At 53.0% G+C, this 14,332-nt stretch carries 12 protein-coding genes; 3 read left to right on the top strand and 9 right to left on the bottom strand.

Annotation, left to right across the window (positions count from 1 at the left end; translation table 11 throughout):
* Positions 1-105 precede the first annotated feature (105 nt).
* Both NWF35_RS04065 and NWF35_RS04060 read left to right on the top strand, forming a co-directional pair.
* Positions 106-1,287, top strand: coding sequence for an iron-containing alcohol dehydrogenase (locus NWF35_RS04065; protein ID WP_435873828.1), 1,182 nt, complete (start codon positions 106-108; stop codon positions 1,285-1,287).
* A gap of 28 nt (positions 1,288-1,315) precedes the next feature.
* On the top strand, positions 1,316-2,629 hold the full coding sequence (locus NWF35_RS04060) for an MFS transporter (RefSeq protein ID WP_301237795.1): 1,314 nt from the start codon (positions 1,316-1,318) through the stop codon (positions 2,627-2,629).
* Positions 2,630-2,780: 151 nt separating this feature from the next.
* Here NWF35_RS04060 and NWF35_RS04055 read toward each other — a convergent pair whose 3' ends face one another.
* The 9 genes from NWF35_RS04055 to dacB all read right to left on the bottom strand — a co-directional run bounded on the left by NWF35_RS04055 (position 2,781) and on the right by dacB (position 13,636).
* On the bottom strand, positions 2,781-3,533 hold the full coding sequence (locus NWF35_RS04055; RefSeq protein ID WP_301237794.1) for an amino acid ABC transporter ATP-binding protein: 753 nt from the start codon (positions 3,531-3,533) through the stop codon (positions 2,781-2,783).
* A gap of 14 nt (positions 3,534-3,547) precedes the next feature.
* On the bottom strand, positions 3,548-4,240 hold the full coding sequence (locus tag NWF35_RS04050; RefSeq protein ID WP_301237793.1) for an amino acid ABC transporter permease: 693 nt from the start codon (positions 4,238-4,240) through the stop codon (positions 3,548-3,550).
* 148 nt (positions 4,241-4,388) lie between these two features.
* A complete protein-coding gene (locus tag NWF35_RS04045; RefSeq protein WP_301237792.1) occupies positions 4,389-5,189 on the bottom strand; it encodes a transporter substrate-binding domain-containing protein in 801 nt (266 codons plus the stop codon).
* 429 nt (positions 5,190-5,618) lie between these two features.
* Positions 5,619-6,431, bottom strand: coding sequence for a carbon-nitrogen family hydrolase (locus NWF35_RS04040; RefSeq protein WP_301237791.1), 813 nt, complete (start codon positions 6,429-6,431; stop codon positions 5,619-5,621).
* Between the two features lie 61 nt (positions 6,432-6,492).
* On the bottom strand, positions 6,493-6,858 hold the full coding sequence (locus NWF35_RS04035; RefSeq protein WP_301237790.1) for a hypothetical protein: 366 nt from the start codon (positions 6,856-6,858) through the stop codon (positions 6,493-6,495).
* A gap of 185 nt (positions 6,859-7,043) precedes the next feature.
* Positions 7,044-7,463, bottom strand: coding sequence for a hypothetical protein (locus NWF35_RS04030; protein ID WP_301237789.1), 420 nt, complete (start codon positions 7,461-7,463; stop codon positions 7,044-7,046).
* A 227-nt stretch (positions 7,464-7,690) separates the two neighbouring features.
* Positions 7,691-8,986 (bottom strand): anti-phage deoxyguanosine triphosphatase, encoded by a 1,296-nt coding sequence (locus NWF35_RS04025; protein WP_301237788.1) that lies wholly within the window; start codon positions 8,984-8,986, stop codon positions 7,691-7,693.
* 279 nt (positions 8,987-9,265) lie between these two features.
* Positions 9,266-10,765, bottom strand: a complete 1,500-nt coding sequence (locus NWF35_RS04020; RefSeq protein WP_301237787.1) for a family 10 glycosylhydrolase — start codon at positions 10,763-10,765, stop codon at positions 9,266-9,268.
* A gap of 6 nt (positions 10,766-10,771) precedes the next feature.
* Positions 10,772-13,636, bottom strand: a complete 2,865-nt coding sequence (gene dacB / locus NWF35_RS04015; protein WP_301237786.1) for a D-alanyl-D-alanine carboxypeptidase/D-alanyl-D-alanine endopeptidase — start codon at positions 13,634-13,636, stop codon at positions 10,772-10,774.
* Positions 13,637-13,841: 205 nt separating this feature from the next.
* On the opposite strand from dacB, the gene NWF35_RS04010 reads away from it, so the two are divergent.
* Positions 13,842-14,258: a VOC family protein gene (locus NWF35_RS04010; RefSeq protein ID WP_301237785.1), complete on the top strand. Its 417-nt coding sequence runs from the start codon at positions 13,842-13,844 to the stop codon at positions 14,256-14,258.
* The last annotated feature ends 74 nt before the right edge of the window (positions 14,259-14,332 follow it).

Here is a 14,332-nt window from a genome sequence, read left to right as displayed (position 1 = left end):
TAAGTTGATGCATTCTGGGGATAAAATGTTTGGACGGAAACGAATCTAGCGTCATTGATTGACATATGTATGATGTATGCACGTCCAAGTAGAGGGGGGAGGAAGATGATAAACGAGTTTCGCATACCGTCTGTTGTTCTTTATGGCCGTGATTCTTTTTCGCAAGTAGGTGTTCACGCTGCAAATTTAGGGAGCAAAGCACTGATCGTCAGCGATAGGATCATGGAAAAGCTCGATTATATCAGACGGTGTGAGCAATTACTCGACCAGGCTGGAGTTGCTTCCGTTTCTTACCTGGGTGTCAATTCAGAACCTACCGATCAACATGTCGCCACAGCGCTGGAACTTTTTCAAAAAGAAAACTGTGATCTCCTCATCGCCATTGGTGGAGGGAGTTGTCTGGACGCAGCCAAAGCAGTCTCGATCGTCGCGGTAAACGGTGGGTATATCGGTGATTACATCGGGGGGAAAAAAGAGATTGCCCACCAACCAATCCCATTGATTGCCGTCCCAACGACAGCCGGGACAGGATCAGAAGTGACCAGTGTGACCGTGATCACCAACACCACAAATGATGTAAAGATGATGATCAAACATCCCGCATTTATTCCCGCTGTAGCAATTGTCGATCCCATCTTAACCCTTTCATCACCGCCCCATGTTACCGCTGCCACCGGAATCGACGCATTATGTCATGCGATTGAGGCGTATCTGTCCCGACGGGCTCAACCCCTCACGGATACGTTGGCCTTGTCCGCGATTCGGTTAATTAGTCAGAATATAAGAACAGTTTATGAAAATGGAGATCATATTGTGGCCAGAGAAAATATGGCTTTAGCTGCGATGCAAGCAGGTATGGCTTTTTCAAATGCTTCCGTTTGCCTGGTTCATGGAATGTCCCGTCCGATCGGAGCCATTTTTCACGTTCCTCATGGCATTTCCAATGCGATGCTACTGCCGGCTGTGTTAGAGTTCAGCAAAGAGGCGTGCATCGAGCGATTGGCATGTATTGGGCGCGTTTTTTCCGAAGATTTGAAATCGGTTTCTGATGTTGAAGCGGCTGATGCTGTTGTCTCCATGATTAAGCAACTCTGCCTGGATCTTGACATTCCCAATATGAAACAACAGGGCATCGATCGGACCGAATTTGAACGAGTAGTCGATAAAATGGCTGCCGATGCCTTGGAAAGCGGGAGTCCGGGAATGAATCCACGCATTCCAACACATGCGGAAATCGTCGAGTTGTATCATTACTGTTATGATTATAATTTTGTAAATATTAGGTAAAAACAGAATGAAATAGAGGTGAACTGAGATGGCTCAGAAAAACAGCGAAGTCGTCAAATCAGCTCTATCCAGTTTCATCGGTACGGCTATCGAGTGGTATGACTTCTTTTTATATGGAACAGCAGCAGCTCTTGTCTTTCCTCAACTCTTCTTTCCAGAGTCTGATCCGCTGATTGGGACGCTGCAAGCTTTTGCGACTTTTACGCTGGGCTTTGTCGCGCGGCCATTTGGAGGAATCATTTTTGGTCATTACGGCGATAAAATTGGCCGTAAGTCCATGCTCATCATCACCCTGATGATCATGGGGATCGCCACCGCTTTGATCGGGCTGTTGCCCACTTATGAAAGCATCGGCATTTGGGCACCCATTCTGCTCATCGTCTTGCGCTTGCTGCAAGGGATCGGCGTAGGAGGAGAATGGGGAGGGGCTGCCTTGATGTCCGTAGAGCACGCGCCAAAAGGGAAAAGAGGTTTTTATGGAAGTTGGACACAGATGGGAGTACCGGGAGGGCTGTTGCTCTCGACCGCTGTATTCACCATGTTTTCGTCTCTGCCGGAGAAGCAATTTTTAACATGGGGGTGGCGAATCCCCTTCTTGGTCAGTTTTCTTCTCATCGGGGTAGGTCTGTTTATTCGCTTGCGTGTAATGGAAACACCCGCCTTCCAAAAAGTAAAGGAGACGCAAACAGAAGCCCGTCTACCAATCTTGGAAGTGTTGAAAGCGCATCCGAAACAGGTGCTGCAGGCGATGGGTGCGCGTTTTGCCGAGAACGGAACATTCTATATCTTTAGTGTATTTGTTCTTACCTATACGACTGAACAATTGGGAATGCCCAAAAGCATGGCGTTAAATGGAGTTACCATTGCTACCGCTCTAGAGTTTATCGCTGTGCCGCTGTTTGGCGCTCTGTCAGACCGTATCGGTCGTCGTCCGGTATACATGGGTGGAGCCGCGTTTACTGCATTATTTGCTTTCCCCTTCTTTTGGCTGCTTGACACGAAAAGTACCTTTTTTACTTGGCTGGCAATCATCATCGCGCTGGCGCTTGGTCATGCAGCGATGTATGGTCCGCAAGCTGCTTTCCTCTCTGAACTGTTTGGCACACGAGTACGCTATAGTGGAATCTCCATTGGTTATCAGTTGGCATCGGTATTTGCCGGAGGGCTCGCCCCGCTCATCGCCACTTCACTCATGGCCTGGGCGGGTGGTAAACCTTGGACAGTGGCTGTTTATTTGATCTTTATGTGTCTGGTCACGCTCATCTCAGTCTACTGGACTTCTGAAACGTATCAAAATGAGGTGTCAGAAAAGCTGGCCGAAGCAAAATCGATTTCATCTTAAACATGGGTGGGTTTGCAAATAAGGAGGAATAGGTCAACATTCTCTTCATCAGCGATCCGGCGTTAGAAGTTGATGGCATGATGGAGCAAATGACGGAATTTCATAAAAAAAGCCCTGTCAACGGACAGGGCTAAACTACTTGGGAAAATCGTCACACCGTCGGATCCGCCAGCATCTTGGCCAGAAACTGCCGGGTCCGCTCCTCTTTCGGTTCGGTGAACAGCGCCTGCGGTGTTCCTTGCTCCACGATTTGGCCTGCATCCATGAATAGCACCCGGTCGGCCACGTTTTTGGCGAAATTCATCTCGTGGGTGACGATGACCATCGTCTGATTTTCCTGTGCCAGTTCCTTCATTGTTTTCAGCACTTCTCCCACCAGTTCGGGGTCTAGAGCAGAGGTGGGCTCATCAAACAACAGCACTTCCGGCTCCATCGCCAACGCTCTGGCAATCGCCACCCGTTGCTGTTGTCCCCCGGAGAGACGCGTCGGATATTCGTCCCGTTTCTCCAACAACCCCACTTTTTTCAGCAGCGATTCCGCTTTCTCGATGGCGGCGCGTTTGTCCGCCTTTTTCACCACAACCGGACCTTCGATCACATTTTCCAGCACCGTTTTGTGAGGGAACAAGTTGAAGCTTTGGAAGACCATCCCCGTTTTGCTGCGTAGGGTGCGAACGTCCTTTTCCTTCACTTTCCCCTGTCCGAACGATAGTTCTTTACCGGCGACGGCGAGCGTACCGGCAGTGGGCGTTTCCAACAGATTAATGCACCGAAGCAGCGTCGATTTCCCCGATCCGCTCGGACCGATCACACAGACGACTTCGCCTTCATTCACGTCCAGATCGATCCCGCGCAACACTTCTGTTTCTCCGAATTGTTTCCTCAAACCACGAATGCGAATCATGTCCGCCCCTCCTCTCACGCCGCAAAACGGCTGTACCGTTTTTCAAGCCAATCCTGCAAAACATTGAGTACCGTGCAAATGATCCAATAAATGATGGCCACCAGAATGTAGGCGGTCATGTAATCATAGGTCTGGCCGCCGACGATTTTCGCCTGATACATCATCTCCGGCACAGTGACAACCGACAACAGCGACGTGTCCTTGACCAAACTGAGGAACGTATTGGCCAGCGACGGCAATGCCACGCGCGTCGCCTGCGGGATGATAATGCGCCGCATCGTTTGCCAATACGTCATGTTGAGAGATTGTGCCGCCTCCCATTGCCCTTTGGGAATGGAGAGAATGGCACCGCGAATCGTTTCGGCCGAATATCCGCCCACGTTGAGCGATAAGCCGATCACCCCAGCAGCAATTGCGGTTAGGGAAATACCGATCACAGGCAAACCGACGTACAAAATGAGCAGTTGCACCAACAACGGCGTGCCACGGATTACCGAGATGTAGGCACGAGCCGGCCATCTGAGCAGGACGTTGTCCGACATACGGGCCATCGCGGTGATGAGTCCCAACACCAATCCAATCGCCATGGTGACGAAACTGATAGAAATGGTGTATGTGATCCCTTTCAATACAAACGGTGCCGATTCGATCGCCGATTGGACATCAAAGATATTTTCCCATTGGATGTGTTCCCACCATCCACTCACGGTTGTCCCACCTTTCCGGTTGCTTCATCTGAAAGTATGGAGGGTGTGTCTGGTGAGCTGGGAAAGACAAGTGGGCAGTATTCACCAGATACACCAAAGATGTCCGTTCAAAGGAGAAAGCGGCTCCGATAAAAGAGCCGCCCATCCCTCACTTCGTGATGTCCTGACCAAACCATTTCTCCGAAATCTTCACCAACGTTCCGTCTTTGCGCATATCGTCCAATGCGCGGTTGATCGCCGCCACCAGGTCTTTATTCCCCTTCGGCACCGGGAAAGCGGAAACCCCTTTTTCTTCCGGGATCGGAATCACTTTGACCGGCAGCTTCACCGTTTTCATCATTTCAGCTACGGCCAGTCGGTCGTTGATGCTGACGTCCACCCGCTTGGCGGCCACATCGCGCATCGCGGTCATCATATCCTCATATGATACGAGATTGGCACCCGCTTTTTTGGCCATCTGTCCGTAGTTGCTGGTCGGAGTTTGACCGGCGCGTTTTCCTTTGATATCCGCCAGTCCGTGAATGTCCTTGTTATCCTTGTGCACCACCAACACTGCATAGGATACGGTGTACGGCTTGGAGAAGTCGAATTTTTTCATTCGCTCCGGCTTGACCCCGACCTGGTTGGCCACCGAATCGAAGCGACCCACGCTGAGGCTGCTGAGTAACGTGTCCCAAGGACCTTCTACGAACTGTGCTTTTACGCCCAAGCGTTTGGCCACTTCCTTGGCCACGTCGATATCGAAGCCGACCAGTTGCTTCGTTTTCTCATCATGATAGCTGAAAGGTTTGTAGGTTCCTTCCGTTCCAAAGCGGATCGTGCCCCGCTTTTTGATTTGATCCAACAGATGATCCGTGCTTGAGGATTGATCGACGATCTTCACTTGGCCGCACGCGGCAAGCAGGATCATCGATAATACCGTGATCAGGATCAAGCTCCAACGCTTCATTTTCCGATCGCTCCCTCAAAACCTAGTTGTCAGGTAGGTATTTACGGTTAAGGATACGATGATCATCATACCGAATGGACCCCATTCTGTCAATCATAGGCTACCCACAATCCATCCAATCACTCGTTGAAAAAATCCCTCTCCGGACCTGAAAATAGGCTTGTCTGGTGAGTACGATCCTCACGGCTTTCCCGTCTTGCTCCACCCGTGCCCTCATGGAAGCAGATCCTGGTTGCTTCAGACCTGGAGCGCAGACCGGTCAAATTACGATTCGCTTAAAGGAAATTACCCGATCCTATGTTCCTGCGCTTCCCGGGTCTTCGCTCGGCATGGCTTGGGCACGCTCTCCCGAGAAAAACATGTGCCACCTCCGGAATGACCAGACACTCCCCAGCCGGAAACCCACACCGCCTGTCCAACATGGGGCGGTCAGGATTCTGCATCTCCGTCCTGATCTCTCCCCAAGATCCGGTACACGTCGGGCATACGATCTTCAAACACCGGAATCTTCCGCCGGATGCGCGTCACTTCAGCGAGATCGATCTCCACCGTCAGCAACTCTTCCTCTTCCCCGCCTTCGACCAGGATATCTCCCCAGGGATCGACCACCATGGAGTGCCCGCCAAACACATCCCGACCGCCGACACCCACCCGGTTGCATGCCACGACGTACAACTGATTCTCTACGGCGCGCGCCTGGTTCATCAGCCGCCAGTGTGTCAGGCGCGGAAGCGGCCACTCGGCAGGAATGAACAAGATATCCGCTCCGTCCAACGCCAAGGAACGTGCCAATTCGGGAAAACGGATGTCATAGCAGATCATCACGCCCGCGCGGTGTGATTCAAGGGAAAATGAAACCCGCTGATCCCCCGCATGCAAATATTTTTCCTCATCCATCAACCGGAACAAATGCACCTTGGAATACCGGGACACTTGTTTACCATTCCGGTCGAAAATGTAAGCGGTGTTCCAAAAACGGTCCGCTTTTTTTTCGGCGATTGATCCTCCCACCAAATGAACATGGTATCGCGCTGCCGTCGACGCCATCCATTCCACCAGCTCGCCCCGATCAGCACAATCTTCCAAACGATCCAACGCATAACCTGTGTTCCACATCTCTGGCAGTACGACCACATCTGCCTGCTCCCGTTCCGCCGCCCGACGAATCCATTCTTCCGCCTGTTGCCGGTTTATTTTCGGGTCACCCCACGCGATATCCATTTGTACCAATGAAATGCGCATCCTTTGTTCCCCCTTTTTCTCCATTCAAACAAAAACCACGGCCATTGACCATGGTGGATGTTCAATATTGGTTCATACATTTTTTCGTGACGCGCGGGCGACGGAAAAAGAAGTAGAGGCTCCGCAGTAATCCCTTATAGCGCAATTTCACTTCCTCCCGGTAAGTGTGAAACGACTCACCACCAAGATGAACGACACTGAAGCAACACAAGTAAAGGAAGCAAACCACTTCGTGCAACTGGGGGTAGCGTTTGGTTAAATTCCGTCGATGCAGGGTTTCCTGCACTTGCTGGACTCTCCCCAGTAACAACCGGATCGGCGCGGGATCCTGCCCCGGCTCAAACCGGTATAACTCCCGTACACTTTTGTCGATAAAGGGCAATATGTCTCCCAATTCCTGCGGCCGGGTCTCCCGCTGGGTATCCATTTTCTCCTCACCCCCCACAATCAAGAATCCGACAAGCTTTGCTGTCATTTTCAGTGATCCAGGGAATTTGTCTGATACCCGAACAGTTTTCAGATATTTTTGGATTCTATCTGTTTTTTCTTGCCATACTCCAGATTCTGTCGATATGGTAATCATGAACGGCTTTTGCCGGTTCGAAAAGTGATTTAAGACGATTGTACCACATTCTCCCCACTTCTCCCACGGGTGAAATGAGGGAGATTTCGCCGTCGATTTTTGTCCGTGACAGTTGAGTTTTGGGACGCTTGAACCTGAAGTACGCGCAATACACGGACAAATTCCCCTGTCTGACATTTCCCCATCATGCGCTCCGCTTTTTTTACTTCCAGTCGCAAGCGAACACCGTTTTGCAACAGTGAGGGGGGCAATCCAACCAGCTGAAATCGTTTCCCTGTGTCATCCTCCAGCACCCAGCAACCGCCTTCTAAGTCCAAGTATCTCAACGTGCCCTGCAAAATCCAGGTTTCTCCGTTCACCGTTTTTCCCTGCCACTGTGTCACCGTCCAAGCACCGACGGCCGCCGTCAACAGACCAACCGTCAAGATCAATGCAAAACGCTGGTACAATGCATTTCACCTCCGACACTCATGCGATCATCTTTTCCTATCACCTTCCAATGAAAACGCGATACGCAAAACAAAAGCCCCAAACAGGGGGAGAGTGTGATGACAACATCGTTTCCTCGTGATTCCCGGGTGTGCCGTTTCCCGTCGCGCGACTCTAGCTATTGCTACGAGATGGGGAATCGGAACCCGCGACTTTGTCAATAGCCTCATCCCCGATGAGGGGCCATTCAGTCAAAAAAGCGCTGACTGATCCCGTACAATTTGGCATAGGTCTTCCACGCGTAGGAATCGGTCATACCCGCGATGTGATCACATACGACGCGTTCCTTCTTCCCTTCTTCGGCCAGTTGGCGGTCCTTTTTGGGGAGTAGTTTGGGTTCCTGCAAAAACGCTTCATACAATTTGCGAACGATGTATTGTCCTTTCCATTCCACTGTTTGCACCGTGTCGGAATCGATCACTTCCTCTTTGACGAGATTTTTGAGGTCAGCGCACAATCTCCGCAATTCGTCAGGCAGATCAGCGGTCCATCGCAAACGGTCGGACGTGACGCCCGGCACCTGTCGCAGTTGGACGTGACGGACGAATGCATCGATTAAATAGGCAAACATATGCTTCAACTTCGATTTGAAATCATCGTCCCGGGAGCGAAAATCCCGCAGCAAGTCCACTGCTTTTTTCAATCCCGGGTAGGCTTCGTGCAATTGATCCCGTTCGATCAGTTGGCGGATCGGCTCCACGTCCACCATCCGCAAATTGAGCGCGTCCTCCAAATCGTGTGTCGCATAAGCGATATCATCGGCGATTTCGATGATGGAGCATTCCAGCGTCCTGTTGAGCGTTCGTGCATGGCGATTCTCGTCGGAATGCTCCATTTGCAGGAAATGAGCGAGGTCGTCATCGTTGAACGGACGCAGAACCCACTCGAACGCTTCCCGATCCTCCGCAAACAGGCCCGCTTTGGGCGGGAAAGAGGTTGCCTGCGGATTGCAGGCATCATCGTATACAATGGGATATTTCAAAATGGATAACAGCAGCGCCCGGGTCACGTTCAATCCTTCCGGCGGCTTCCCTTCCAGTCGGGTCAAAAGGCGAAACGTATGAGCGTTGCTTTCGAAACCGCCGTGTTCCCGCATGCAGGCATCCAACGCACGCTCTCCCTGATGGCCAAACGGGGGATGACCCAAATCGTGAGCCAGCGCCGCCGCTTCAATCAGCGAGGTATCAATCTTCCGGTCCGGCTGCAACAAGGGGGAGTGTCGGTTGAGCGCAATGGCGATCCCACGGGCAATCTGCGCCACTTCCATCGAATGTGTCAACCGGGTGCGGGGAAAATCGCTCACCCCGGTCCCGATCACCTGCGTTTTGGATTGCATTCGCCGAAAGGCCGCACTGTGTACGATACGACCGTAATCCCTTTCGAACTCGTCCCGCGGTTCCTCAGCGGAGCGCTCCGGATGGGAAAACCGCCGTTCCCAATCCGCTGAACCGTACAAACGATTGGGAGCATCAGATAGCCACATCCCCAATCCCCCTTTGTCCGTTTCTATGAGGTTTATGTGCGGGTCATAGGTTCATTCGTTATTTTGCAAAAAATCCCTTCTATCAATTTGAGGAAATGTAACGATCATCAACCGTTGGAAATAGTAGTGATTGTTACTGTTTAAAACTAGATCGAATGGGCCACATTGGGCATGTTGTAGGATAACTTTCGGGGTGAGGAGAAACTCCCATCGAGCTTGTTGAGTCCATTTGAAGAAGAAGAGAGGCAGCCCTCCGGTCGGAGGGCTGCCATTCCCCTTTCACTTTTTCATCTGCAAATCCGTCTCCGTCACCCGGCCAGCTTTCACTTTGACCAGTTTCGGCACCGCGCCATCCACCTTCACCAGATAATAACCAGGAGGCAAGTCAGACAGACCGAAAAATCCGCTCCCGTCAGTCTTGCTTTCATAACGGTTCAAGCCTTGCCCCTTGATCTCCACCGTCACACCGTCTACCGGTTGTCCCTTGGCATCCGTTACGTTTCCCATCAAATATCCTTTGGTGGGGCGGGATTTCCACGGCATGTCCGGAATCTCCGCCTGTTCGGCAAACACCGGCTCTCCGTACGAATTGGGTTGCGACAACGACGTGTATAATGTGTCGTTGGGCAAGCTGTCCTTGTTGGTTTCCGCATAGCTGTACAAACTGACCCCTGCGGCGCGATTGCCATTGGCTGAAGGCATTTGCGCCCGTTTGATCTGCGCCAACGACCCGGAGATGGCATTGAGATATACACCCGGACCGATCACGATCTGCCGACCATACTGGTGATCCTTTTCCCACTCAATCCATTGATCATACCATAATTTTTGCGAATCTACGTGTTCCCGGTCATAGTTCATGGGGATGGCCATGTCGATAAATCCCTTTTGCAACCAACCGTCCCAATCCTGCATCACCTGTGTATAAGGGGCGGATTGCCGGTATGCTTCAGGAGTAGAGGGTCCTGCCCCCCAGGCGATCACCGCGGCGGACACCTTGATGTCGGGACGGATGGCGATCGCTTTCAAATAGACTTTGCGCATCAAAAAGGTGACTTGTTCGCGGCGCCACGCTTTCCACCGTTCGTCCTGCGGATCGGGCAAGCCCGAGGTTCCCGTCTGTTGTTGGAACCGCTCCACGCTGACGGGATTGTAACCCCACTCCGGACCCATATATCGCACTAGGTCCAGATGAATGCCGTCCACGTCGTATTGGCGGACGACGTTGAGATATTGTTCCACGGTGTAATCCAACGCGTCCGGGTGTCCCGGGTCCAACACATAGTTGGCACCATCCCGGTTGACCCCGTCAACCCGGTTCATCAGCCAATAGTCCCGCCCTTGGGCCGAGGGACCATGTGTGTTGAACACGTGTTGGGGCGACTTGGGCGGAGTGGCTGAATTCCAGATCGGCAAGGTGGCCAACCAGGCATGTACTTCGATCCGCGGCCGGGCTTGATGTGCCTTTTCGATTAGGTAGGCCAATGCGTCGAACCCCGGTTGCAACGCGGGATCTTCGGTACGGGGTTCCAGCGCTTTGTTGAAATACGCATCTCCTCGCCTACGCACCTGCACGATGACCGCGTTCGCATGTGACTTCTGCACGTCAGCGATCAGCTTGTCCACTTGTGCAGGCGTTTTGAATCCGTCATGAAACGCATCCACCCAAAATGCGCGAAATTCCCGAGGTGGTGAGTCCGCACGAGCCGGTTGCGGCACCAGCGACATCCACAGCCAACCGAACAGGGACAGACAGACAAACCATTTGCGCATGCGCATCTCGCATTACTCCCCTCGTTGGAATTCGGCCAGCGTCACACCGATCTGATCCTGCAACTGGCGAAGCGAACCGGCGGTGTATCCGTTCATGATCATCGAAAACACCAACCGTTCCCCATCCTTGGTCCGCACATACCCCGACAAGGCGCTCACATCGGTCAGCGAACCCGTTTTGGCTCTCAGGTTGTTGGCCGCTGCAGTATTGCGCATTCTACTCTGCAATGTGCCGTCGACACCGGCCACGGGAAGCGAATCGGTGAACGGAACCGCGACGGGAGAATGGGAAACGGCCATCAACAGTTGCACCAACTCCTCAGCGGACAATTGATCCTGTCTGCTCAAACCGGAACCGTCGACCAAATCCGGCTGAAAGTTCAATCCCAACTGACGCAGGTAGGTGTTGACCGCTTCCACGCCGGCCTGTGCTGTGCCCGCTCCCTCTTTATACAGTCCGAGTACCCGAATCAACATCTCAGCATAAAAATTGTCGCTGTTTTTGTTCATATAGCGAACGATCTCAGACATCGACGGAGACGGATAATCGCGGACCAGTTCTGCCCCCTGCGGCACCGCTCCCGCCTGTGCTGAACCAGGTTGGTCAAAAACAACGCCCGCTTTTTCCAATTGCTCGCGCAATACTTCACCCGTATACAAATGCGGGTTTTCCACGGGAACACGCGTGTAGTCCCCCTGAAAATCCAGGGGCAAACTGCCCGATACCCGGATCGTGTTGGTTCCCCGATCACGGGAGATGGACAGCGTGTTTTCAGAGCCAGCAGGACCGGTGACGGCAGTGTTGATCACACGGACATAGCGCGTCTGTGGTGTCAAGCTAAGCCTGATTGGATCACCCGCTTGCCCGCCGGGCAGGTAGTCCAGCCGAACGGTTCCCCGGTTGACAGACAATGCTGTGATTTGCGGCTGGTAGGATCCGTTCTCGTCGTCCCACGCCCATCCACGACCGTACACATCGTCCGAAAACGCCGTGGTGTCGACGATCACGCTGCCAGTGATCCGCTTGATCCCCGCGGCTTGGATATCCTTCACCATCTGTTCAATCGTGGGGCCATCCTGCACACGGAGCGCACCTTCCGTGGCCAAGGTGGGGTCTCCTCCCCCTTGCAGAATCAGATCCCCATTCAGCACACCATCCTGAATCGGGCCAGTTCGAAACAGCCGTGTATGCAGACGAGCGTCCGGTCCCAACAACCCCAACGCCGCAGACGAGGTAAACAATTTGGCGTTGGAGGCGGGCGTCAGCAGGGCAGAACCGTTCCGTTCAAACAGAACATCCCCGCGATCCAGCGACTCCACCATCACCCCGCTGACGACTCCCCGGTAGGGTTCGGCATCCAACAGCGGGTTCAACCGTTCCGTCAACAAATAGGCGTCCTCCGGTGGCAACTCCCCGGGATCGGGCAAATCCGGATACGTGGTCGCCGCCACCGCGATACGATCCTGAAACGCTTTGGACAGCGCCTTTTCCTTGGTACCTCTGATCAAAACGGCAAAGGCCAGTCGTTCCCCGGAACGGGACGTGGTGATGCCAGTCAGACCGAATTCCCCGCCGGTTTTGGCCCGTACGTTATTTTCCGCAGGTGTTCCCGTCATGCGGTTTTTCAGCGTCCCGTCCACACCCGCCACGGGTAAAAACGACCAGAATCGCTCCCGCGCTGGATGCTTGTCCATCGCCGTTAACAACTGGATCAAGTGATGGGGCGCTACCACGTCCTGACGGGACAAACCGGACCCGTCCACTTGACGAAAGTCGATGTCCACTCCCACATGCGAGGCGAAGGTTCGAATCGCTTCGATCCCTGCTTCCGCACTGCCAACTCCCTTTTCCGTCGCCCCCAGCCGCTTGAGCAACATTTCCGCGTAAAAGTTGTCGCCAGTCTTGATTGTACGCTGTAATAACCGGTCCACAGGCGGAGAAGTCGTTTGTGATACGAGTTCGGCGGAGGTGGGCAATTCACCGGATACCACCTGGGTGGCAGAAGAAAAGCGAATGCCCACCTGGCTCATCTGTTCCTTGAACACCCAACCGGTGAACAAATCCGGTTCTTCCACCGTTCTTCTTACCGTGACACCTGTATGTTCCTCTCCGATCGTACCGGTGACGACGATCTCATTTTTGGCGCGAGTCCGTGTGATGGTCAGCTGCTGTTGGTCTCCCTCCACCGTCTGAGCCCGATTGATCACCTGCACATAATCTGGTGCGGGTGATACCGTCACACGAGGGGCTTGTCCTGCATGGTGTCCTGGTGTCACTTGCACGCGTACTGTATTTTGATCCACCGATAACGCCCCGATCTGTGCGCTGATCGGATACGGTTCGTCATCCCACATCCAGCTGGTGCCCAGTCGCACCCGATCGAAGTACCGGTCATCAACACCGATATTCCCTTCCACCTTGCGGATACCCCGGTCCGCAAGCGCTTTTGCCAGCTTTCGCAACTGCCTTTCGTCCAATGAAGGGTCGCCATATCCCTTGAGCCATACATTCCCCCGGAAGACCCCGCCGGGGCTGAGGGTTCCGTCCAGCCACAACTCCGTAGGGATCTTCGCATCCCCAGACCAACGATCCACTGCCGCCGCGGCCAACAACAGTTTCACTGTGGATCCCGGCACAAACGTGTTGTGCTCCCGCAGTGCCGACAAGGTTTGGTTACGGTCAAGTGATACCACCTCGTAACCAACCAACATCCCCCGGGTCTCGGGATTTTCTTGCAGTTCGGCTACGTAGTGTTTGAGCGTCGCATCCAATCGCTGGTCCGCTGACGGCGTTTCCGCCCGAGCGGGCAGGCTGATGCCGGAAACGGCCAGCAAGACGGCCATCCATATGCCCAGCCATTTACCCCAACGTTTCATGTACTCCCCTCCTTTTTTTGACGGCTATTTCCATTCTACCTGAATATTCTTAAAAATTTTATCATAATTTGTCGTACAGACCGTATGAAGGAAGGGAATTTTGATGTGGAGCAGCATTTTCAAAACAATGATGTTTATCAATTATAAAAAGTGGGTAATCTTTCATTGCCTATCATGATATAACAGGGTTCCGGAGGGATCGCCAATGAAACTTCCCGTCAAAGGCGTATCGGAATTGGTACTGGAAGTGGCGGATATGGACCGGGCCGTACACTTCTGGTCAGAAGTGCTCGGGTTTCCCGTCGTGGATCAATGGAAGTGGGAGCCCGGTACGAGCGGTTTCCAAGCGGAGCAATTCGTGAGTCGCCAACACCCGTATGTCTGGGCAACTTGGCTTTATGTCGGGGGAAACACACGGTTGGGATTGTGGCTTCCCCGGAAGTGGACACCAGAGGAACGCCGGATCATGGAACAACCCGTGACCTCCTGGCCGTCTCCTGAATTGTATGATGAGGGTGGCAAACATGTACATTTTGCCCTGTATATTGAGGAAGAAGATTTCGACTGCACCTTTGAACAGTTGCAATCGCTCGGCATTCCCGTTACCATCCGGCCAATTTGAACCGGAATACCGGGCGCTCTATTTCAAAGATCCAGACGGAAATGTAGTAGAAATGTACACCCGATCCATGGCGC

Source organism: Polycladomyces subterraneus, from assembly GCF_030433435.1.
Lineage (GTDB): Bacteria > Bacillota > Bacilli > Thermoactinomycetales > JIR-001 > Polycladomyces > Polycladomyces subterraneus.
Note: the sequence above shows the minus strand (reverse complement) of the source record. Positions and strands in the feature narration are given on the sequence as shown.